This is a genomic window from Rhodococcus sp. NPDC003383 (assembly GCF_053589115.1).
This window is the reverse complement of sequence record NZ_JBSFRG010000035.1, coordinates 22716-43752: the sequence shown is the minus strand read 5'-3', so window position 1 is coordinate 43752 and position 21037 is coordinate 22716. Positions and strand designations below refer to the sequence as shown.

Sequence of the window (21037 nt, the reverse complement as noted above, 5' to 3'; positions counted from 1 at the left end):
CTCACATCCGGAAGACGCCGAAACCGTCGGCGCCTTCGATCGGGGCGGTGGCGATCGCCGACAGGCACATCCCCACCACGGTTCGGGTGTCCCGGGGGTCGATGACGCCGTCGTCGTAGAGACGCCCGGACAGGAACATCGGAAGCGATTCGGCTTCGATCTGCTGCTCGATCGCGGCCCGCATCGCCTCGTCGGCGGCCTCGTCGAACGCCTGGCCACGCGCTTCGGCAGCGGCACGACCCACGATCGAGACGACACCGGCGAGCTGCGCCCCGCCCATCACGGCGGATTTCGCGCTGGGCCACGCGAACAGGAACCGCGGATCGTACGCGCGCCCGCACATCCCGTAGTGCCCTGCGCCGTAGGAGGCGCCGATCAGGATCGAGATGTGCGGGACCGTCGAGTTGGAGACCGCGTTGATCATCATCGCGCCGTGCTTGATCATGCCGCGTTCCTCGTATTCCCGGCCCACCATGTAGCCGGTGGTGTTGTGCAGGAACAACAGTGGCGTGTCCGCACGGTTCGCGAGCTGGATGAACTGCGCGGCCTTCTGCGATTCCTCGTTGAACAGCACCCCGCGCGCGTTGGCGAGGATCCCGACCGGGAATCCGTGCACCTGCGCCCAGCCGGTCACCAGCGACGAGCCGTACAGCGGTTTGAACTCGTCGAAGTCGGAGTCGTCGACGAAGCGAGCGATCACCTCGCGCGGGTCGAACGGCTTGCGCAGATCCTCCGGCACGATCCCGAGGAGTTCCTCCGGATCGTGGCGTGGTTCGCGGACGCCGGGGCGCGGAGCCGGACCCTGCTTGCGCCAGTTCAGCCGCCGGACGATGTTGCGCCCGATGCGCAGCGCGTCGTATTCGTCGACGGCGAGATGATCCGCGAGACCGGAAGTGCGCGCGTGCATTTCGGCACCACCGAGGGACTCGTCGTCGGACTCCTCACCGGTGGCCATCTTCACCAGCGGAGGGCCGGCGAGGAACACCTTGGACCGCTTCTCGATCATCACGACGTGGTCGGACATCCCCGGCATGTAGGCGCCACCGGCGGTGGAGTTCCCGAAGACCAACGCGATGGTGGGAATCCCGGCCGCGGACAGGCGCGTGAGGTCGCGGAACAACCGCCCGCCCGGGATGAACACCTCCTTCTGGGTGGGCAGGTCGGCGCCGCCGGACTCGACGAGCGAGATCACGGGCAGCCGGTTCTGCAGAGCGATGTCGTTGGCGCGCAGACTCTTACGCAGAGTCCACGGATTGCTGGTGCCGCCGCGGACGGTGGGATCGTTGGCGGTGATCATGCATTCGACGCCCTCGACGACGCCGATCCCGGTGACGATACTCCCCCCGACCGGGAACTCGGTGCCCCACGCGGCCAGCGGGGACAGCTCCAGGAACGGCGAGTCGGGGTCGATCAGCATTTCGATGCGTTCACGCGGCAGCAGCTTGCCCCGCGCGCGGTGCCGCGCGACGTACTTCTCGCCGCCGCCGGCGAGGGCCTTCGCGTGCTCGGCGTCGAGTTCGGCGAGTTTGGCGGTCATCGCCTCCGAGGCCGCGCGATACTCCGCCGATGCCGGGTCGATCCGGGTGGTCAGCACGCTCATCCGGTGTACCCCAATCGTTTCGCGGCGAGCTCGGTGAGGATCTCGGAGGTGCCGCCGCCGATGCCGAGGATGCGCATGTCCCGGTACTGGCGTTCGACCTCGGATTCGGCCATGTAGCCGAGCCCGCCGAACAGCTGGACGGCCTGGTTCGCGACCCATTCGCCCGCCTCGACGGCGGTGTTCTTGGCGAAGCACACTTCGGCGATGAGGTCGCCGTCGCCCTCCAGGGAGCGTTCGACGACGCGCCGCGCGTAGACGCGGGCGACGTCGATGCGGCGGGCCATCTCGGCGAGGGTGCGTTGCACGGACTGGCGGGTGATGAGGGGACGGCCGAAGGTTTCACGGTCGCGGCACCACGCGACCGTCAGATCGAGGCAGCGCTGGGCACCGGAATAGGCCTGCGCGGCCAGGGCGATGCGTTCGGCGACGAAGGCCATGGCGATCTGCCCGAATCCGGTGTTCTCGGGGCCGACCAGGTTCGCGGCGGGGACCCGCACGTCCACGTAGGACAGTTCGGCGGTGTCGGAGGCGCGCCAGCCCATCTTGTCGAGCTTACGGGACACCGTGAATCCCGGTGTGCCCTTTTCGATCACGAGCAGGGACACCCCACCCGCTCCGTCACCGCCGGTGCGCACGGCGGTGACGACGAAGTCGGCGCGGCATCCGGAGGTGATGTACGTCTTGGCACCGTTGACGATGTAGTGATCGCCGTCGCGGACGGCCCGGGTCGTCAGGTGCCCGACGTCGGAGCCGCCTCCGGGTTCGGTGATCGCGAGCGAACCGATCAAGTCTCCTGCGAGCGTCGGCGCGACCCACCTGCGGATCTGGTCGGGATCGCCCGCCGCGATCAGGTGCGGCACCGCGATGCCGCAGGTGAACAGCGACGCGAACGCACCGCCGGAGGCGCCGGCCTCGTGGAACGCCTCGCAGATCGTCAGGGTGTCGGCCGCGTCGCCGCCGGACCCCCCGACCGATTCGGGGAAGCCGGCGCCGAGCAGCCCCGACGCGGCGGCCTTCTTGCGCAGGTCGCGGGGCAGTTCACCGTCGCGTTCCCAGTCCGCGAGGTGCGGCAGGATCTCGCGTTGCACGAAGCCGGTCACGGTCTCGCGCAGAGCGGTGCGTTCAGGGGTGGTCCAGATGCTCACGCGGTGGCCTCCAGCAGGGATTCGGGAATGTCGATGTACCGGGCGCGCAGCCATTCGCCGAGGCCCTTGGCCTGCGGATCGAATCGGGCCCCGGAGGCGACACCGCGCCCGAGGATGCCTTCGACGACGAAGTTCACCGCTCGCAGGTGCGGCAGCACGTACCGGGTCACGGTGAGCGGCCACGTCTCGGGCAGCAGTTCCTTCACGGCGTCGACGGTGAGGACGTGGACGAGCCACCGCCACTGATCGTCGGTGCGGACCCACACGCCGATGTTGGCGTCGCCGCCCTTGTCGCCGCTGCGGGCCCCGGCGACGGTGCCGAGCGGGACGCGGCGGACGGGTCCCGGCGGCAGCGGATGCGGCAGGTCCGGTTCGGGCAGCGGTTCGAGCGGGCAGGTGGGCGTCACCGGTTCGATCGCGACCGCGGTTCCGTCCGGCAGCACCGCGGTGTGCGGGACCAGACCGGCGTCGACGTAGGCGGCGGTGTACACGCCGTAGGGCGCGCCGTTTCCCGGCGGCGCGGTGAGCGAGAAGCCGGGATAGCTCGCGAGCGCGAATTCGACTGCCACGGAAGAGAATGCGCGTCCCACCACGTTCGGGTCGCGGTCGCGGGCGGTGCAGCGCAGCAGAGCGCTCGCGGCTTCCTCGGTGTCGGCGTCGGGGTGGTCGGTGCGGGCCAGGGTCCAGTCGAGTTCGGCGGGCCGGACGGTCAGGTTCGCCTCGACCTGCCGCCGGGTGAGCGCGGCCTTGGCCTCGATGTCGAGTCCGGTGAGCACGAACACCGCTTCGTTGCGGAACCCGGCGAGCGAGTTGAGGCAGACCTTGAGCGTCGGCGGCGGCGCTTCACCGCGCACCCCGCTGATGCGGACCCGGTCGGGTCCGTCCGGGGTGAGCTGCGCGGTGTCGAGCCGCGCGGTGACGTCGGGTCCGGCGTAGCGACCGCCGGTCACCTCGTAGAGCAGTTGCGCGGTGACGGTACCGACGGTGACCGCTCCCCCGGTGCCAGGATGTTTGGTGATGGTCGACGAGCCGTCGGCGGCGATCTCGGCGATCGGGAAGCCGGGGCGGTCCAGGTCGTCGATCTCGGTGAAGAACGCGTAGTTGCCGCCGGTGGCCTGGGTGCCGCACTCGATCACGTGCCCGGCGACGACGGCTCCGGCGAGTGCATCGAAATCGTCTCGGGCCCAACCGAAGTGCGCGGCCGCAGGCCCGACGATGACGGAGGCGTCGGTGACGCGCCCGGTGACGACGATGTCGGCACCGGCCTCGAGGCACCGGACGATTCCCCATGCCCCGAGGTAGGCGTTGGCGGTCAGCGGTGGCGGATCGGTCGCGAACCCGAGTTCGCCGACCCGGCCGATGAGGTCGTCGCCCTCGACGTGCGCGACGGTCGCATCGACGCCGAGTCGCCCGGCCAGTTCGCGCAGCGCGGCCGCCAATCCCGACGGGTTCAGGCCGCCGGCGTTGGTGACGATCCGGACGCCCTTGTCGAGCGCGAGACCGAGACAGTCCTCGGCCTGACGCAGAAATGTCTTGGCGTAACCGAGATTCGGATCCTTCATCCGATCGCGGCCGAGGATCAGCATCGTCAGTTCGGCGAGGTAGTCGCCGGTCAGATAGTCGAGGTCGCCGCCTTCGAGCATCTCTCGCATCGCCGCGAGCCGGTCACCGTAGAAGCCCGAGCAGTTGCCGATCCGCACGGGTGCGCTCATCGGGCCGCCCGGCTGTCGCGGCCGGCGCCGGGCGGGCCCGCGAACGCCTGGGCCAGGTCGAGCCAGGCGTCGGCGTCGGGTCCGGTGGCGACGAGCGCGGTGTCGCCGCGGTGCACGCGCTGGGTGACGAGACGGCAGAAATCGAGGACCGGTCCGGTGACGGACTGGGCGGCGTCCGCCGGTCCCCATTCCCAGACGGTGCCGTCGGGGGCGTCGAGTTGCACCCGGAACGGCTCGGCGGGCGGGGTGCGGTCGTGCACGACGAATGCGAAGTCGCGGGTGCGGACGCCGAGGTGCGCGACGTGGCGCAGCCGCGCGGTGGGAGTCCGGGTGACGCCGAGTGCGTCGGCGACGTCGCCGCCGTGCGCCCAGGTCTCCATGAGCCGGGCCGTCGCCATCGATGCGGCGCCCATCGGCGGGCCGTACCAGAGGATCTTGGTACCCGCCGGGACCGCGGCGAGGGCGTCGGCGAGTTCGCGGCGGGCGGCACGCCAGTCGGCGAGCAGTTCCGCGGGAGGCCGGGCGGCCAGCTCGGTGGCGCCCTTGTCCACGAATCCGGTCGGGTCGGCGAGAGCGTCCTGCGCGGCCGCGACGAACGCGTCGGGGTCGCCGATCGCGAGGAGCGCCGCCCGGTCGGTCCACAGCAGGTGACCGATCTGGTGAGCGACGGTCCAGCCTTCGGCCGGCGTCGGTGTGGCCCACTCGTCGGCGGGAAGGTCCGCGACCAGGGCATCGAGGTCGTCGCCCTCGGCGCGCAGGTCGTCCAGAAGCGTGCGCAGCTCCGTCATGAGACAAGAGTCACACGCCGTCCGCCAGAAATCAAGCATTCGTGATTGTTTTTTGTCGCGCGTGGCCGGCGACCGCTGGTTAGGGTTCGCAGGGAGCGTCGGACAGTGGAGGCCACATGCGATACCCGGAGCCGGCGCGACGCGCGGTACCCGTCGCCGCGGTTCTCGGATCCGTGCTGTCGATCCAGTTCGGTGCCGCGTTCGCCAGCACCCTGTTCGATCGGGTCGGTGCGGCCGGCACGGTCACCCTGCGCCTGGTCATCGGCGCAATCGTGCTGTGCGCGGTGGCCCGGCCGGCGTCGATGGCGCGGTCGACGACGCGCGCGGCGGCGCGGCGGTGGACGCGCGCCGAGTGGCGCGGGGTGCTCGCGCTCGGGGCGAGCCTGGCGGTGATGAACGCGTTCTTCTACGAGGCAATCGCGCGGCTGCCGCTCGCCGTCGCCGTGACCATCGAGTTCCTCGGGCCGCTGACGCTCGCGGCCGTGCTGTCGCGTCGTCTCCGGGACGGGCTGTGGGTGCTGCTCGCGCTCGCCGGTGTGGTGTTGCTCGGCGTCGGCGGGAACGGGTTCGACTCTGCGGCGCTCGACCCGCTCGGTGTCGCGTGCGCGCTGGTCGCGGCCTCGGGGTGGGCGTGGTACATCGTCGCGGGTTCGCACGTCGCGACGAACCTGGCCGGAACGGCGGCGCTCGCCGGGGCGACGACGGTCGCGGCGGTGGCCGTGCTGCCGTTCGGCGTCGCCGCGGGCGGTACCGAACTGCTGTCCCCCGGCATTCTCGCCGCCGGCTTCGGGGTGGCGATGCTGTCCTCGGTGATCCCCTACTCGCTGGAGATCCGCGCGCTGCGTGATCTGCCGAAGGGGGTGTTCGCGATTCTCATTGCCCTCGAGCCCGCGGCGGCGGCACTGGCCGGGTCGGTGGTGCTGGGGCAGTTCGTCGACCTCCCGGCGGCGGTGGGGATCGCGTTGGTGATCGTGGCCGGGGTGGGGGCACTGCGCGGGTCGCGCATATGAACCCCGTGCGGGTCGCGCGGGTGATGCACCGCGCTGCTGTCTTATCCGTCGGCGGTTGTTTCGCCGGCGATCACGACGCCCGCGTCCGCACGATCATGCGCACCAACTCCCCCGCCGGGCCGGCCAGCGCGCGCGGCGGACGCCACACCGCGCGCAGCGTGCGGGACAGGTCCAGCCCCTCGATCTCGACGACCCGCAGTTCTCCCGACGCGAGGTGGTCGGCAACGGCGAGGGTGCTGAGCACCGCCGGGCCGACACCGCTCAGGACGCTGGTGCGCACCGCGGCGCCGCTGCCCAGCTCGAGCAGCGGGGCGGGCCGGTCGTACTCCTCGAGTGCGAGATCCAGGGTGCGCCGGGTGCCCGAGCCCTGTTCCCGCACCACGAGCGGGGTCGCGGCGAGTTCCGCCACGGTCACGGGGCGCCGGCGCCGTACCCACGGATGGTCCGGGGTGACGACCACGACGAGGCGGTCCCGGGCGACCTCGACGCTGTGCAACCCCTCCGGCACGGTGGGCCCCTCGACGAATCCGACGTGGACGCGACCGTCCGCGACCGCGTCGCACACCTGCATGGAGTTGTGCACCTGCAGCTGGATCTGCACGTCGTCGCGCACCGCCCGGAACCGGCCCAGCCATCGCGGGATGAGGTGTTCGGCGACGGTCATGCTGGCGGCGACGGTCAGTTCGGCGTGCCGCTCGACGCGCAGCGCGTCGGCGGCGTCGAGGAGTTTGCGGACGTCGTCGAGCGCTTCCCGCGCCCAGTGCGCGACGACGGTTCCCTCTGGGGTGAGCGACGATCCGGCGCGTCCCCGCCGCACCAGCCCGGTGCCGAGTTGCTGCTCGAGCCGTCGCAGGGACCGGCTCGCGTTGGGTTGCGCGATGTCGGCGGCACGCGCGGCGGCCCCGAGACTGCCGTGGTCGTCGACGCCGACGAGGAGCTCGAGCGCGGTGAGGTCGGGCCAGTCGGTCATGACCGAATGATATGTCCGTCCCCCTACTCATATCGATTCGATATGTCGTCATGCGGTTTCGGGGTCTAGTCGCGAGGCCCGCCGAACGAAATCATCGAATGCATGATCACCGTGCCCGCGGCCCCCGCGCTGCGTCTGCCCGCCTCCGCCCCGGGCCTGCTGCTGTGCGCAGGGGGCGCAGCAGTCGCACTCGGTCTCGGCCGCGCGGTCGGGGTCGCCCCGCTGCTCGTCGCGATCCTGCTCGGGGTCGCAGTGGCCAACACCGTCCTGCGCCGCGAGGGCGCGACGGCGACCCGGATGCTCGCGCCCGGAACGGCCGTCGCCGCCAAGAACCTGCTGCGCGTCGGTGTCGCGCTGCTCGGACTACAACTGCTGGTCCCCGACGTCCTGGCGCTCGGATGGGGCACTCTCGCCGTCGCGGTCGCGGTGGTCGCGCTCGGCATCGCCGGCACCCTGTGGCTCGGCGCGCGGCTCGGACTCGGCTGGACCCAGCGCCTGCTCATCGCGTGCGGATTCTCGATCTGCGGGGCGGCCGCGGCGGCCGCCGTCGACGGCATGATCTCCGCGCGCACCCGCGAGCTGCTGACCACGGTCGCTCTCGTCGTCGTGTTCGGCACCGCCATGATCCCGCTGCTGCCGGCGCTCGCGGGTGGTCTCGGACTCGACGGCACGCAGGCCGGGATGTGGGCCGGTGCAGCCGTCCACGAGGTCGCGCAGGTCGTCGCCGTGGGAGGTGCCCTGGACACCACGACGGCGGCGGGAGGCGCGCTGACGGTGGCGGTGACCGTGAAACTCGCGCGGGTGGCGCTGCTCGCGCCGGTCGCCGCGGGTGTCGGGATCGCGGCCCGGCGCCGCGGTGAGACACCGGCGGACACCCGCAGACCGCCGCTGGTTCCGCTGTTCCTCGTCGGGTTCCTCGCCTGCGCCGCGCTCCGCGCGACCGGGATGCTGCCCACGACCGTCCTGCAAACCGCACATTCGGTGCAGGTCGCGCTGCTGGCGGCCGCGATGTTCGCGCTCGGCACGGGCGTGCGCCTCGACATGCTCCGCGGGATCGGTTGGCGCCCTGTCGCCCTCGCCGGATTCGCGACGGTGTGGGTCACGGCGATCGCGCTGGCCGGGGTCGTGCTGGTCCACCCGCTCGGGTAGCTCGGATAGGGCACACTGCCGTTCATGGAAACCCAGGATTTCGACGCCGCTGCTTTCGACGCCGCTGCTTTCGACGCCGCTGCCGCCGTCCTGGCCGCCCAGCCGTTCAGTGTCCTGGTCGGTGCGCGCCTGAGCGCCTACGCGCCGCCGCGTGCGGTACTCGAGATTCCGATCCGTCCGGAACTGCTGCAGCAGTTCGGTTTCGTCCACGGCGGGGTGTTGTCGTACGCGGCGGACAACGCGATCACGTTCGCGGCGGGCACGGTCCTGGGCCCGTCGATCGTCACAACCGGTTTCACGGTGGACTATCTGCGGCCGGCGAAAGGTGTGCTGCTGCGCGCCGAGGCCGCAGTCGTCGAATCGACGAAGCGGCAGGCGCTGTGCCGGTGCGAGATCGTCGCGGTCGCCGAGGACGGAACCGAGAAGGTGTGCGCGGCGGCGCAGGGCAGCGCGCGGTTGATCGACCTCTCGCGCTAGGGCAGGCTCTATCCGCTCGTCGCGATCAGGACCGCCGACGCGAGGGCGAGCACCGCGACCGCGACGGTGACGGTGAGGTTGCGCCACCAGTGATGCGCGACCGTCCCGGCTGCGAATCGCCGGACCCGCGCACGGTGGCCGTGACCGGCGGTAATCAGTAGGTACAGCGCGGGGGTCAGGCACAGCAATCCGATCGAGACGATCGCGACGTCCGGCCCCGGCGTGAAGCGCATGAATCCGAGGGCGACAGCACCGAGCACGGCGGCGGTGCGCAGCCACGCGAGGCTGGTGCGTTCGGGCTGCAGCCCGGGATCGTCGTGGGTGGTGTACCGGCTCATCGGAGGATCGCCACCGTCAACACCACGGCGGCGACGGCCAGCATCCCGGCCAGCAGGAACGCCGCCCAGGGCGGCGACAGGGGGCGTTCGGTGCGCATGGCTTCCTCGACGCGCACCCAGCGGATCAGCGCGCCGATGACCAGAACAGCGGCGAACACCAGCAACACGCACGACACGGTCGTGCGGACCGCGGTGCTCACCACGTCGCCCCCGAACGTCTCGAGCCCGACCGCGGCCGCGATGATGCCCAGCGACGTACGGATCCACGCCAGGAAGGTCCGTTCGTTGGCGAGGGTGAACCGCGGGTCGGGTTCGGTTCCCTCCCGCAGCGCGCGCGGCCGCCAGTCCCGTCGGGGTGCTGTCACAGATACGAACACTAGCGGCGCCGGGGCACGGCGAGGCGGTTCCCGGCTACGAGACGTACACCTGACCGTCGCGAATCTCGGTGGTCTTGCCCGGCAGCGAACGGGTTGCGGGCCCGTGCGCGACCGTGCCGTCGAGGTTGTACTTGCTGCCGTGACACGGGCAGTTGACGGTGCCACCGCTGACGTCGGCGACCGTGCAGCCCTGATGCGTGCACACCGCGCTGAACGCGAGGACCTCACCGTCGGTGGGCCTGGTGACCACGATCTCCGGCACGGGGAACACCACGCCGCCGCCGACCGGGACACTGTCGACCGCGACGAGCGGCCCGACCGGTGCGGCGGACGTGCGGGACGCCTCGGTCCGGGTACCGGCTCGCGTCGTGGTGGCGCCGCCGCTGCCGGTACCTGCGCTGCCGCACGCTGCGGTTGCCGCGGCGGCGACGATCCCGGCGCCGATCAGCACCGTGCGGCGATCGACGGTGAACCGTTCAGGATCCATGGGCGCTCCGATCGTCTGCGTCGGAATCTACTCCCGCCCCGGAGACGACGGTCCCGGTTCAGCCGACGACGAGATCGGTGCCGCGCGCCTCGACGGGGCGCGTCTTCAGGGGCTTCTTCGCCGGGCCCTGCGCGACCGTGCCGTCGAGCCGGAAACGGCTTCCGTGGCAGTTACACACGATTTCGTCCCCTTCGACGCCGCTGATGTTGCAGCCGGAGTGGGTGCAGATCGCGACGAACGCACGGAAGTCGCCGGCGACCGGCTGGGACACGACCAGACGCTTGCCTTCGATCATCACGGCTCCGCCGACGGGCACGTCCGAGACCGCGGCGACGACCTCCGCGTCCGGCCCGGGGGGCGCGGTCGTCGTCGCGACGAGTTCCCCGCCCGCAGCCCCCGCCTCGGCCCCCGCGCCGGCCGAGGCGCCGCACGCGGTGAGCGCCGCGGTCGCCGCGACGGCCCCGGCACCGCCGAGCAGGACTCGACGCGGCAGTGTGGTCGGTGTCGTGGCTCGTGTCTCCGATGCTCCTCCGACGGCACCACTGTCGCGGTGTTCGGTCTTCATTCGCGTTTCCGTTCCGATCGCCGTGATGTGCGCCGGAAAGCCTATCGACGACGCCGGGCGCGGGCAGCGACCTGCGTCACCGCCCGCGCCCGGCGGTGTGTGGATGTGCGGTGTCAGTGCACGACGACCGGCGCTGCCTGGTCGGCGTGCTCCGAACGCGTGCGCGGCAGGAACGCGGCCGGGATCAGTGCGAGCACCATGACGCACGTCGCGACGAGGAAGGTGGTTCCGAATGCGTCGGCGAGCGAGGACAGGATCGACTGCTGCACCTCGGGCGGAAGCTGCGCGACCATGTCGGCGTCGGGGGTCGCGGCGCCCTCGGGGGCACCGGCGGGAGCGGCCATCTGGTTGGTGAGGATCACCGACATCGTGGCCGTACCGATCGAACCGGCGACCTGCTGCACGATGTTCATCAGCGTCGATCCCCGCGCGATGCTGTGGTCGGTGAGGGTCTGCAGCGCCGCGGTCATCGTCGGCATCATGGTGCAGCCCATGCCCATACCCATCACGAACAGGGCGCCGAGGAGCAACACGTACGAGGTGTCGACGCCGACCTGCGTGAACACCGACATGCCGACGCCGATCAGGGTCAGACCGACCAGGACGATCTTGCCGGGGCCGATCCGGTCCACGAGCTGACCGGCGATCGGCATCGTGAGCATCGCGCCGATGCCCTGCGGGGCGAGCAGCAGACCGGCCGACAGCGTGGTCTCACCCCGCACCTGGAGGAAGTAACTGGGGAACAGCAGACCCGCGCCGAAGAAGCCGATGGCGAACACCGACATGGTGAGCACCGCGAAGGTGAGCTGACGGTTGCGGAACAGGCGCAGATCCACCAGCGGGTTCTTCGCACGCAGCGCGTGGAACACGAACGCCGCGATCAGGATCACACCGATGATGCCGTTGATCAGCACGCGCGGAGACGCGACGGTCCCGACCTCGGGAATCGACGAGACGCCGAACAGGAACAGCGCCAGACCCGGCGACAGCAGCAGCATGCCGACGAAGTCGAACGACTCGGATTCGCTGGGCTCGTCCTTGGGCAGCACGACGAATGCGGTGATCAGCGCGACGATGCCGATCGGCAGGTTGATGAGGAAGATCCAGTGCCAGCTCGCGGACTCGATCAGCCAGCCGCCGAGGATGGGGCCGCCGATGGGGCCGAGCAGCATCGGGATACCGAGCACTGCCATGACGCGGCCGACGCGGTGCGGGCCGGCGGCACGGGTCATGATCGTCATGCCGAGCGGCATGAGCATGCCGCCGCCGAGGCCCTGCAGCACGCGGAACGCGATGAGCGAGGTGATGTCCCACGCCATGCTGCACAGCACGGAGCCCGCGACGAACAGCACGAGCGCGGTCAGGTACAGCCGCTTCGAGCCGAACCGGTCGGCCGCCCAGCCGGTCAGCGGGATGACGCTGGCCAGCGCCAGCGTGTAACCGGTCATCGTCCAGGCCACGGTGGCGTAGCTGGCCTGGAACTCCTGCATGAACGTCGGCAGAGCGACGGACACCACGGTGACGTCGAGGATGGACATGATGGCACCGAGGACCACCACGGAGGCGATCTTCAGTACGGCAGCGTCGAGTTTGCCGTCGGACGCGGCGACGTTGGAACCCTCGGATGGGGGTGTCATGGGTGTTTCTCCTGGGTCGCAGGTGGCACAGTGCACGCCCACCCGCGCCGAGGACGACGTCGGAGAAGCGCGTGATGACTCATCAGCGAAGTCGCGGTGCCGATGTTCCGCGATCGTAACGAGTTCCGCCGACGCACCCCAAGTGACTTAATTTTCGTGGCTCGGCATATCCGCTGGTCAGGCGGCCCCAAAACGGTCCCTGGGCGACCTACGTCACATCGGGACCAGGCGACGGAACAGCCGGGCCGGTCCGCGACGGGCGCCGATCTCGACGAGCCGGGCGCGATCGGTGATCTTGACCCGCGGGCGGCCCTGCGCCCGGCCGGCGGCGCGCTCGGCCTCGTCGATCGCTTGCCAGCCCCGCAGATCCACCCGGTTCGGGCGGCGCGAGGCGAGCAGGCGCGTCAGCTCGCGACGTCCCGCGGCCGGTGCGGTCAACCGGCCGGCGTCGAAGTCTGCGAGCAGTGCCGCGACCGTCTCCTTCGCACAGGCCTTGTTGGTGCCGATGACCCCGCTCGGGCCACGTTTGATCCATCCGGTGACGTACACGCCGTTCTCGACGCGGCCGCCGGTGTTCGGGACGACGCCGCGACGCTCGTCGAACGGCACGCCGGGCACCGGCACGCCCCGGTACCCGATCGACCGCAGCACCAGCTGCGCAGGCAGATCCTCGTGGTCGCCGGCGGGCCGGGCCACGAGCGTGCCGTTCTCCCCTTCGATCAGCTCGTTGCGTACGAGCCGGACACCGGTGACGCGGTCGTCGCCGAGCAGTTCGGTGGGCGAGGTCAGGTACCGGAAGACGATGCGCTTGCGCCAGGGGATCGGCTGGGTCTGCGCGTACTCGCGCGCGAGACGCATGCGCAGCTCGACGGCGGGATCGGCGGCGGCGAGCCGTGCGCTGACCGGATCGAGTTCCAGCTCCGACTCGTCGACGACGACGTCGACGCCGTGCAGATCGCGCAGCGCCAGGAACTCGGGGTTGCTGTAGGCCGCCTGGGCCGGACCCCGCCGGCCGAGGAGCACGACCTCCCGGATGGCGCTGCGGCGCAGGGCCTCCAGCGCGTGATCGGCGATGTCGGTGCGGGCCAGCTCGTCGACGTCCGTCGTGAGGATCCGGGCGACGTCGAGCGCCACGTTGCCGTTGCCGACGATCACCGCGGTGGTTCCGCTGAGGTCGAAGGTGCGGTCCGCGTAGTCGGGGTGCCCGTTGTACCACCCGACGAATTCGGTGGCGGCGTGGCTACCGGGGAGGTCCTCGCCGGGGATGCCGAGGTGCCGGTCGGCGGAGGCACCGACGGCGTAGATCACGGCGTGGTGGTGGGCGAGCAGATCGGCGTGGGAGAGGTCGCGGCCGATCTCGACGTCGAGGTGCAGTCCGAACGCGTCACGCCGGAACGACCGCTCGAACGACTCGGTGACCGTCTTGGTGCCGGGATGATCCGGTGCGACGCCGGCGCGGACGAGACCGAAAGGAGTCGGCAGCCGGTCGAACATCTCGACCTCGACGTCGGAGCGTTCGAGCAGCTCCTGCGCGGCATAGCAGGCGGCGGGCCCCGCACCGACGATCGCAACCCGCAACGTGCCGCGATCGCGCGGCGGCGCCGGGGTGGGTGTGAGCGGAAGCCAGCCGTCGGGCGTCGGGTGCGCGGCGTAGTAGGCGGCGTTCAGTTCGGCGAACCGGGCCCGCTCCGGGGTCAGGGTGTCCTCGGGGAAGATCGCCTCGACCGGGCACGCGTCGGCGCAGGCACCGCAGTCGATGCAGGTCTGCGGGTCGATGTGCAGCATCTCGGCGGTCGCGAATTCCCGTTCCTCGGGGGTCGGGTGGATGCAGTTGACCGGGCAGACGGCCACGCAGCTCGCGTCGTTGCAGCACGTCTGGGTGATCACGTAGGCCATGGTCTGGGTCCTCGGGAGCCGGGCGGCCGGGCCGCCGCATTTCATGTGACACTGCGTAACAGTTAAATGCGACTGTAGTCGCCTCGCCACGAACACCGCAAGACACACTGCACACGACGTCCGCTCCTGCGAGAATCGGGCGATCCACGAACGCAAGGGGGCTGCGGATGGGGACCGACACGACTGCCACACCGTCGGCGACACAACCGCTCAGCGATCTACCCGCGGACGCGTCGCCCTACACCACGGAACGCACCGTCCGCACCGGCGACGTCGACAACAACCAGCGGCTACGGCTCGACGGCATCGCCCGCTATCTCCAGGACATCGGCACCGACAACCTCGCCGCCCTCGACGCGACCGGCACCGATCCCCTCTGGATCGTCCGGCGCACCGTCATCGACGTGCACCGTCCCGCGCGGTACCCGCAACACCTGCGGCTGCGCCGGTGGTGCGACGCACTGTCGACGCGATGGGCCAACATCCGGGTGCGGATGGACGAGATCGAACCCGACGGCGAAGGAGCCCTGATCGACACCGCGGGATTCTGGATCGACATCAGCCCGACCAGCGGCGCCCCCACCCGCATCAGCGATCCCCTGTTCGAGCGCATGGCGCGGCACGCCCACGACACGCGGCTCCGGTGGCGCGCATGGCTCTCCCCCGACGCCGACGGCACCGACCACGCCGCGCCGTTTCCGCTGCGTGTCACCGACATCGACCCGTTCGACCACGTCAACAACGCGACCTACTGGCACGGCGTCGAGGAACACCTCGCCGCGCGCAGCGACCTGCAGGACGGCCCGTACCGGGCGGTGGTCGAGCACCTGCGCCCCGTCGTCGCCGGCGACGAGCTGACCATCCGCACCCGCCACGAGGACGACGCGCTCTCCCTGTGGTTCACCGTCGGCGACGAGGTCCGGGCCGTCGCCAGGGTCGCGCGGGCGACGGTCACGAAGGTGCCGACACCCGGCAAATCCGGCATCGCCACTCCGTCCGGCAACGGGTCGGAACACCTACGGTGGGACGCATGACGCGCACCCTCATCCTGCTGCGACACGGCAAGTCCGCGTACCCGGAAGGCGTCGCCGACCACGAGCGTCCGCTGGCCCCGCGCGGGCGACGTGAAGCCGGGCTCGCCGGCCGGTGGCTCCGGGCACACCAGCCGCCGATCGACGCAGTGCTGTGCTCCACGGCGGTGCGCACCCGCAGGACGCTGACCGAAGCTGCGATCGAAGCGCCGGTCGACTTCCGGGACGACCTGTACGAAACGACCCCGGACATCCTCATCGACGCCGTCCGCACCGTCGACGACGACGTGGCGACCCTGCTCGTCGTCGGCCACGAGCCGACGCTGTCGCGGACGGCGCTGTTGCTCGCTCCCGATCACGAGAGCGAGGCCGCCCACCAGCTCGCCGAGAAGTTCCCCACGTCCGCCGTCGTGGTGCTGACGGTCCGCGGAGCCTGGCACGAACTCGAGGCCGGCCGCGCCGAGCTCACGGACTTCCACATCCCCCGCTGACGTCCGCCCGGAAACCCGTCCGTCAGGGCACCTTCGCCACAGCCTCGTCACCACTCGACGCCGCGCCCCCCGACATACCGGTGCCGGGGTCGTTGCTCTCCGGGCGGCTCCGGCCCTGGATCTTCGCGTGGAACCGTGCGAGCGGCGCCGGCGCCCACCAGTTGAGCCGCCCCATCAGCTTCATGAACGACGGCACCAGCAGAACCCGGACCACCGTGGCGTCCAGGACGACCGCGAGCGCCATCCCGACCCCGAACATGCGCATCAACGCCACCGACGACGTGCCGAGCGCGGCGAAGACGATCGCCATGAGCAATGCCGCGGCCGTGACCACCCGGCCGGTGTGGGCGAGCCCGCGCGCCACCGCCTCCTCGTTGGATCGGCGGGTGCGGTCCGAATCCACCCAGAACTCCCTGATCCGATCGAGGAGGAAGACCTCGTAGTCCATCGACAACCCGAACGCGACGCAGAACATCAGGACGGGGACGATGGCGACCAGGAAGCCGGTGCCCGTGGCACCCAGACCGCCCAGGTGGCCGTCCTGGAAGACCCAGACGAGGAACCCGAACACCGCCGAGAGCGAGAGCAGGTTCATCACGAGTGCCTTGATCGGAAGCAGGACGCTCCCGGTGAGCACGAACAGGACACACAACGTCGTCAGCGCGATCAGACCGAGCGCCCACGGGAGTGTGCCCATGATCCCGTCGACCGCATCCCGGTCGTGCTGCTCCTTGCTGTGGAACAGCGTCTCAGCGGGAGCCGGCACCGCGCGCAGATCGGCCAGCATCGTCGCGAGGTCGTCCCGGGCGTCGGACGAGGTGGCGATCGTCAGCATCGCCGCCCGGCCCGCGACGGCACCGGGATCGCCGTTCGCAACCCTGACCCCGCCGACGTAGGTGCCCTCCGGCGCCAGTACCGCCGCGACCCCGTCGACCGAGGACAGGCCTGAGGCATAGGTGTTCAGCTCCGACCGCACGGACGCCCCTTCGGGCAGAACGATCTGCGTCTGCGCGAGAGCACTCTGGGCGAAGTCCGCGCTCAGTTGCTCTGCGGCCCGCCGCGGCGGCGCATCCTCCGACAGGACCCGTTCGTCGGGATACCCGAGGTCGATTCCGAGGATCGGCGCGCCGACGGCGAGAAGCAACACGACGAGCGACGCAGCCACCACCGCCGAGTTCCGCATCACGCGGTGCGTGAGCCGGTACCACCCCGACCGCTCGACGGGCCGTTCGGCGGCGGCCCGCCGTGCGCTCTTCCGCACCGCGAACATCTCCAGGCGATCACCGAGGACGGACACGATCGCCGGGGTGACGGTCATCGTCACCAGAACGGCGAAGGCGACCACGGCGACGCCGGCGTACGCGAAGGACCGCATGAAGTACAGCGGGAACAGGGCCATGGCGGACAGGCTGAGCCCGACGATCAGACCCGAGAACAGCACCGTCCGTCCGGCCGTGCTCATCGTCCGGACCAAGGCGTCGGCACTGCCGAATCCGGCGGCACGTTCGTGTCTGTACCGGTTGACGATGAGCAGGCTGTAGTCGATCGCGAGTGCCAGGCTCAACGATGCGGCGAGGTTGAGCGCGAAGATCGACACATCGGTCACGAGTGTGATCGCCCTGAGGATGCCTGCCGTGGCGACGATCGTCGCCACCCCGACCGCGACCGGGATCAACGCCGACACCACACTGCCGAACACGAACACCAGCACGACGAACGTGATCGGCACGGCGATCGATTCCGCGAGGAGCAGGTCCTTCTCCAACTGGGTGGACATCCAGTCGTAGACCATCCCCTCGCCCGCGACATCGATCTCCACGTCCCCGGTGGAACCGCCGTACTCGTCCGCGAGCGCCCGCGAGTTGGCGGCACCGTCGTTGTCACCGCCCCGCACACCGGCGACCACCAATCCCGTCGAGCCGTCGGTACTGCGCAACGCGATCGCCAGTTCGGGGTTGCCCCAGAGCGACACGACCGATGTCACCCTCGGATCACCGGCGAGATCCTCCGCGATCCGGGTACCGGCAGCGCGGGCCGTCGGCGAATCCGCCCCGTCCCGGGCCTTCACCGAAAAGACCAGTGTCATCCCGCCGCGGTCGAAGACTTCTTCGAGTTGCTGTGCAGCAACGGAGGATTCGGCGGTCGGAGCGACGAACCCTCCCGCGCCGAGGTGCGAGGCCACCCCGGCGCCGAACACACCCAACATCGCCACCACGGCGATCCAGATGCCCAGGAGCAGCCGCGGCGCGGCGATTGCAGTGCGCGTTGCCATCTTGATCACTCGGGTCCCTGCCTCACGGAATCGTTCGCTTCGCCCCACACTGCATTGCCCACCGGCTCAGCCCTTCGTCGCGAGCCAGCTCTCGAACGCGGGAAGGTCGGGAACGATCACCTCGGAGGTGGACAGCACCGCCAGGTTCTGCCGCATCTCGGTGATGCTGGCGACGACGCTGCCACCGCAGTGCGCGGCATACATCTCCATCGCGGTACCCATGCTCGGTACACCCCCAGGCAGGAATGCGACCAACAGATCGCACTCGGCCGCGTAGGCCGTCAATTCCCGGAACTTCTCCCGCAGCAGACCCACTTCGCTGTCGAGCTCCGCCTCGTCGACGACCTCCGTCTCGGCGAGCTTCTGATAGCCGACGGCCAACGGCATCCCGATCGACGCGATGAAACTCTGCATCGCCTGGTGCGGGTCGAAGCACTCGATGTCGGGATTGTAGGCACGCAGGATGTCACCGATTTCGTCTCGATAGCCCTGATCCCGGATCGCGAAGCCCGGAGTCGCGCCCTGCATGGTGCCGGCGACGAACACCGTCCGAAACTTGCTCATCGTCACTCACTCTCGAACGAATAGGGTTGGACGTCGCCGTCGGGATCGGCGACGCTCCGATAGATGTCGGCGGCGCACAGCAGGTGATCGACGATGTCGGCGGAACCGAGCCCCGTCGAGGCGGCCAGTTCATTCCACACCGGCGCTGCGGCCGGATCCGAGTGCGGGAAGGACACCCCCGCGCTGTCCCGCAGCCAGAGGTCGCCGGCCGAGAAGATCCGCCCTGCATAGCCGTGCAACGGAAGGATGACCTCACAGGTGTGTTCCAGCGAATCGTCCAGCGCCCGGATGGACAGGCTGGTCTGCTCGGGATCGGTCAGGATCGACGCCAGGAACTCCCGCGGCAGCGCCTCGACCCGAAGCCCGCCGTCGGGCCGGTCGAATGCGTCCTCCGAGCGCAACGTGAACAGCCTGGACAGCAGATATCTGCCCCGGGTGGGGCTGAACTTCGAATACTCCAGGCGAACGACCCAGCCGTCGCCGTAGGTCCGGTAGCGCGCGGTGAGCCGTCCCGGCCGGACCACTCCCCTGGAGTCCGTGCGCACCGGAGCCGCGGTCGAGACCACCCGCCCCGACCCCGCGCGTACAGTACGTGCCTCGATGTGGATCGGAGTCGTGTGCAGCAGGTAGGGATCGAGCAGGACGAGTCCGCCCTCGTACTCGAAGATCGCTGCCAGGTGCCGACCGTCCGGTATCAGACGAGCAGGAATACCCGTGCGTTCCTCGACCCGCCTCGCGACCTCCAGTGTCTGGAACACGCACGCCGCTCCGAGCCGCGGACTGCGTTCCCCGTCGCCGAAGAGGTCGACGAACTGCGCCGCACTGTTGTAGGGAACGGTGCGCAGGACCTCCCGGAGCTCACCTTCGAAAACCGCGAACACCTCGTCGACGAGGCCGTCCCTCGCGGTTGCCTCTAGGTCCACGTGCTCACTCCGTCACCGAGCTCGGTACCCACCAGCGACCGCCGGAGTGCGCCGCGGCGAACCTTCCAGGTCGAGGTCCGCGGGAGGTCCTCCCACGCGATCACCACCGGATCGGCCATCGCAGGCAGGCCCTTCGTCGCCGCCCGCCATTCCGCGTCGCTGATCGAACCCCCGTCCAGGCTCAGCACGGGCAGCGGCGCACTTCCCGAGACCCCCAGCACGATCACCTCGATCGCGTTGGGAATGCGGTCGAGCAGGATACTTTCGAGTTCGGTGCCGCTCAGCCCGGGAATCTCGTCGACCGCGCGATCCACGAACCTGACCCGGCCCAGCAGATCCTTGTATCCGAGATCGCCGGTGTTCCACCATTCTCCGGCGGACTTCAGTTCGTGCCGGTCCGTCTCGCCGAGATAGTCGATGCAACGGGATCGACTGCGCGACATGAGTATTCCGGTCCGCCCGCGCCTCACCGGTTCTCCCGTTTCCGGGTCGACGACCCGGGTCCGGATGAGCCAGGGCACCGACCACCCGACGTTGTTCGTCGAGGCGACACCCCGCCGGCGGACCATCGCCCGCGTATACAGCGCACCTGCGATCGGGCCCACCTCGCTCTGACCCCACGACTGCGCCCAGACGGGAAGACGCCGGCTGGACGCGTTCAGGAACGTCCGGACGGTCGACGGGTGCATCAGGTCGAAGGTGTTGAGGTAGAACCGCACGTGAGCGAACAGCTCGGGCCGCCTCTCCGCCAGGACCTTCCACCGCTGGTAGACGTTCGGTGTGGCCTCGACGGTCGTGGGCAGATGCTGCTCGAACACCTTCTCCACGGATTCGGGTTCGTACCGGCTCGCCACGACGACCTTCGCCGGAGCCCATTTGAGTTGCGCACCGATCCATGCGAGCGAGCGGGAGTGGGCGAACGAAATCGATACCAGGGTCGTGTCCGACCGGCGATTGACGATCACGGGGAACGGCGTCAGCTCGAGCCTGCTCGCGTAGTGGTTGGACGTCGCGGAGTGGACGACCAGCTTCGGCACCCCGGTCGTGCCGGACGTGTGGGTGATGAACATCGGCGCGTCGTCGGGGGCGGGGTCGGGCTTCGGAACGGGCTTTCCCCGTAGCGACTTCAGGTCCAGTTCGTCGGCGCGGGCGGGATCCGCGTCGCGCCCGAGCACGATCGTCGTGCCGTGTCCTCGCAGGTCCAGCCCGGCGGATGCGGCTCGTTCGAGGACGTCCGACGAGATGATCGAGACGACCGGCCGAATCCGATCGAGCAGTGCGGCATGGTGGTGCGGCGTGTCCGCGGCGGACACGAGCGCTGCGACCGCGCCGATCCGGGCCGCGGCCGCTGCCAGCACGATCATGTCGAAATGATTCGGTTTCACGACCGCCACGTGGTCGCCGCGGCCGACCCCCGCGGCGCGGAGCCAGCCCGAGGCTTCCGCGACGAGGTCGGCGAGCGCCCGGCCGTTGTAGAAGAGCGGCCCGTCCGGACCTTCGATATCGAGTGGACGATCGAGATGGACGGTCAGCTGCCTCGACCTGCCCGCATGCCATTCGAACATCAATCCCAAGTTCTTGGGTCGCTTGAGCATGTGTAACAAC

Annotated in this window: 20 protein-coding genes; 5 read left to right on the top strand and 15 right to left on the bottom strand. The window is 70.1% G+C overall.

Translation table 11 applies throughout. The annotated features are described in order from the left end of the window. Position 1: 1 nt before the first annotated feature. The 4 genes from ACWDTS_RS24145 to ACWDTS_RS24130 are packed head-to-tail and all read right to left on the bottom strand — an operon-like array spanning position 2 to position 5245. Positions 2–1600: an acyl-CoA carboxylase subunit beta gene (locus ACWDTS_RS24145; RefSeq protein ID WP_197251451.1), complete on the bottom strand. Its 1599-nt coding sequence runs from the start codon at positions 1598–1600 to the stop codon at positions 2–4. Next, positions 1597–2745 (bottom strand): acyl-CoA dehydrogenase family protein, encoded by a 1149-nt coding sequence (locus tag ACWDTS_RS24140; protein ID WP_450119159.1) that lies wholly within the window; start codon positions 2743–2745, stop codon positions 1597–1599. The genes ACWDTS_RS24145 and ACWDTS_RS24140 overlap by 4 nt, the downstream gene beginning before the upstream one ends. Then, positions 2742–4457, bottom strand: a complete 1716-nt coding sequence (locus ACWDTS_RS24135) for an acyclic terpene utilization AtuA family protein (RefSeq protein ID WP_248676206.1) — start codon at positions 4455–4457, stop codon at positions 2742–2744. The genes ACWDTS_RS24140 and ACWDTS_RS24135 overlap by 4 nt, the downstream gene beginning before the upstream one ends. After that, entirely contained in the window at positions 4454–5245 is a 792-nt protein-coding gene (locus tag ACWDTS_RS24130; RefSeq protein WP_248676205.1) for a TIGR03084 family metal-binding protein, read from the bottom strand. The genes ACWDTS_RS24135 and ACWDTS_RS24130 overlap by 4 nt, the downstream gene beginning before the upstream one ends. A gap of 116 nt (positions 5246–5361) precedes the next feature. Between ACWDTS_RS24130 and ACWDTS_RS24125 the strand changes: the two genes are divergently transcribed. After that, positions 5362–6255 (top strand): EamA family transporter, encoded by an 894-nt coding sequence (locus ACWDTS_RS24125; RefSeq protein WP_197251447.1) that lies wholly within the window; start codon positions 5362–5364, stop codon positions 6253–6255. Between the two features lie 70 nt (positions 6256–6325). Here ACWDTS_RS24125 and ACWDTS_RS24120 read toward each other — a convergent pair whose 3' ends face one another. Beyond that, a complete protein-coding gene (locus ACWDTS_RS24120) occupies positions 6326–7225 on the bottom strand; it encodes a LysR family transcriptional regulator (RefSeq protein WP_450109616.1) in 900 nt (299 codons plus the stop codon). Between the two features lie 102 nt (positions 7226–7327). On the opposite strand from ACWDTS_RS24120, the gene ACWDTS_RS24115 reads away from it, so the two are divergent. Continuing rightward, positions 7328–8374: a YeiH family protein gene (locus ACWDTS_RS24115; RefSeq protein WP_450109615.1), complete on the top strand. Its 1047-nt coding sequence runs from the start codon at positions 7328–7330 to the stop codon at positions 8372–8374. A gap of 24 nt (positions 8375–8398) precedes the next feature. Continuing rightward, positions 8399–8851, top strand: coding sequence for a PaaI family thioesterase (locus ACWDTS_RS24110; protein ID WP_248676202.1), 453 nt, complete (start codon positions 8399–8401; stop codon positions 8849–8851). 8 nt (positions 8852–8859) lie between these two features. Here ACWDTS_RS24110 and ACWDTS_RS24105 read toward each other — a convergent pair whose 3' ends face one another. From ACWDTS_RS24105 to ACWDTS_RS24080, 6 genes are all read right to left on the bottom strand, one after another. Beyond that, on the bottom strand, positions 8860–9189 hold the full coding sequence (locus ACWDTS_RS24105; RefSeq protein WP_197251444.1) for a DUF202 domain-containing protein: 330 nt from the start codon (positions 9187–9189) through the stop codon (positions 8860–8862). Beyond that, on the bottom strand, positions 9186–9554 hold the full coding sequence (locus tag ACWDTS_RS24100) for a YidH family protein (protein ID WP_197251443.1): 369 nt from the start codon (positions 9552–9554) through the stop codon (positions 9186–9188). The genes ACWDTS_RS24105 and ACWDTS_RS24100 overlap by 4 nt, the downstream gene beginning before the upstream one ends. 46 nt (positions 9555–9600) lie before the next feature. Continuing rightward, positions 9601–10053, bottom strand: a complete 453-nt coding sequence (locus ACWDTS_RS24095) for a QcrA and Rieske domain-containing protein (protein WP_248676199.1) — start codon at positions 10051–10053, stop codon at positions 9601–9603. 58 nt (positions 10054–10111) lie between these two features. Further along, positions 10112–10618: a QcrA and Rieske domain-containing protein gene (locus ACWDTS_RS24090; RefSeq protein WP_450109614.1), complete on the bottom strand. Its 507-nt coding sequence runs from the start codon at positions 10616–10618 to the stop codon at positions 10112–10114. 113 nt (positions 10619–10731) lie between these two features. Beyond that, on the bottom strand, positions 10732–12255 hold the full coding sequence (locus tag ACWDTS_RS24085; RefSeq protein WP_248676096.1) for a DHA2 family efflux MFS transporter permease subunit: 1524 nt from the start codon (positions 12253–12255) through the stop codon (positions 10732–10734). Between the two features lie 213 nt (positions 12256–12468). After that, on the bottom strand, positions 12469–14151 hold the full coding sequence (locus ACWDTS_RS24080) for an FAD-dependent oxidoreductase (protein ID WP_248676095.1): 1683 nt from the start codon (positions 14149–14151) through the stop codon (positions 12469–12471). A gap of 167 nt (positions 14152–14318) precedes the next feature. On the opposite strand from ACWDTS_RS24080, the gene ACWDTS_RS24075 reads away from it, so the two are divergent. Continuing rightward, a complete protein-coding gene (locus ACWDTS_RS24075) occupies positions 14319–15185 on the top strand; it encodes an acyl-[acyl-carrier-protein] thioesterase (protein ID WP_450109613.1) in 867 nt (288 codons plus the stop codon). After that, positions 15182–15673, top strand: coding sequence for a SixA phosphatase family protein (locus ACWDTS_RS24070; protein WP_248676093.1), 492 nt, complete (start codon positions 15182–15184; stop codon positions 15671–15673). Before ACWDTS_RS24075 ends, ACWDTS_RS24070 begins: the two co-directional genes overlap by 4 nt. Positions 15674–15695: 22 nt before the next feature. Here the strand turns inward: ACWDTS_RS24070 and ACWDTS_RS24065 are convergent, their stop codons facing one another. The 4 genes from ACWDTS_RS24065 to ACWDTS_RS24050 form a co-directional block, all read right to left on the bottom strand. Further along, a complete protein-coding gene (locus tag ACWDTS_RS24065) occupies positions 15696–17945 on the bottom strand; it encodes an MMPL family transporter (RefSeq protein WP_248676092.1) in 2250 nt (749 codons plus the stop codon). Between the two features lie 66 nt (positions 17946–18011). Then, on the bottom strand, positions 18012–18509 hold the full coding sequence (locus ACWDTS_RS24060) for a hypothetical protein (protein ID WP_248676091.1): 498 nt from the start codon (positions 18507–18509) through the stop codon (positions 18012–18014). Between the two features lie 2 nt (positions 18510–18511). After that, entirely contained in the window at positions 18512–19432 is a 921-nt protein-coding gene (locus ACWDTS_RS24055; RefSeq protein ID WP_248676090.1) for a hypothetical protein, read from the bottom strand. Then, entirely contained in the window at positions 19423–21027 is a 1605-nt protein-coding gene (locus ACWDTS_RS24050; RefSeq protein WP_248676089.1) for an AMP-binding protein, read from the bottom strand. The genes ACWDTS_RS24055 and ACWDTS_RS24050 overlap by 10 nt, the downstream gene beginning before the upstream one ends. Positions 21028–21037 lie beyond the last annotated feature (10 nt).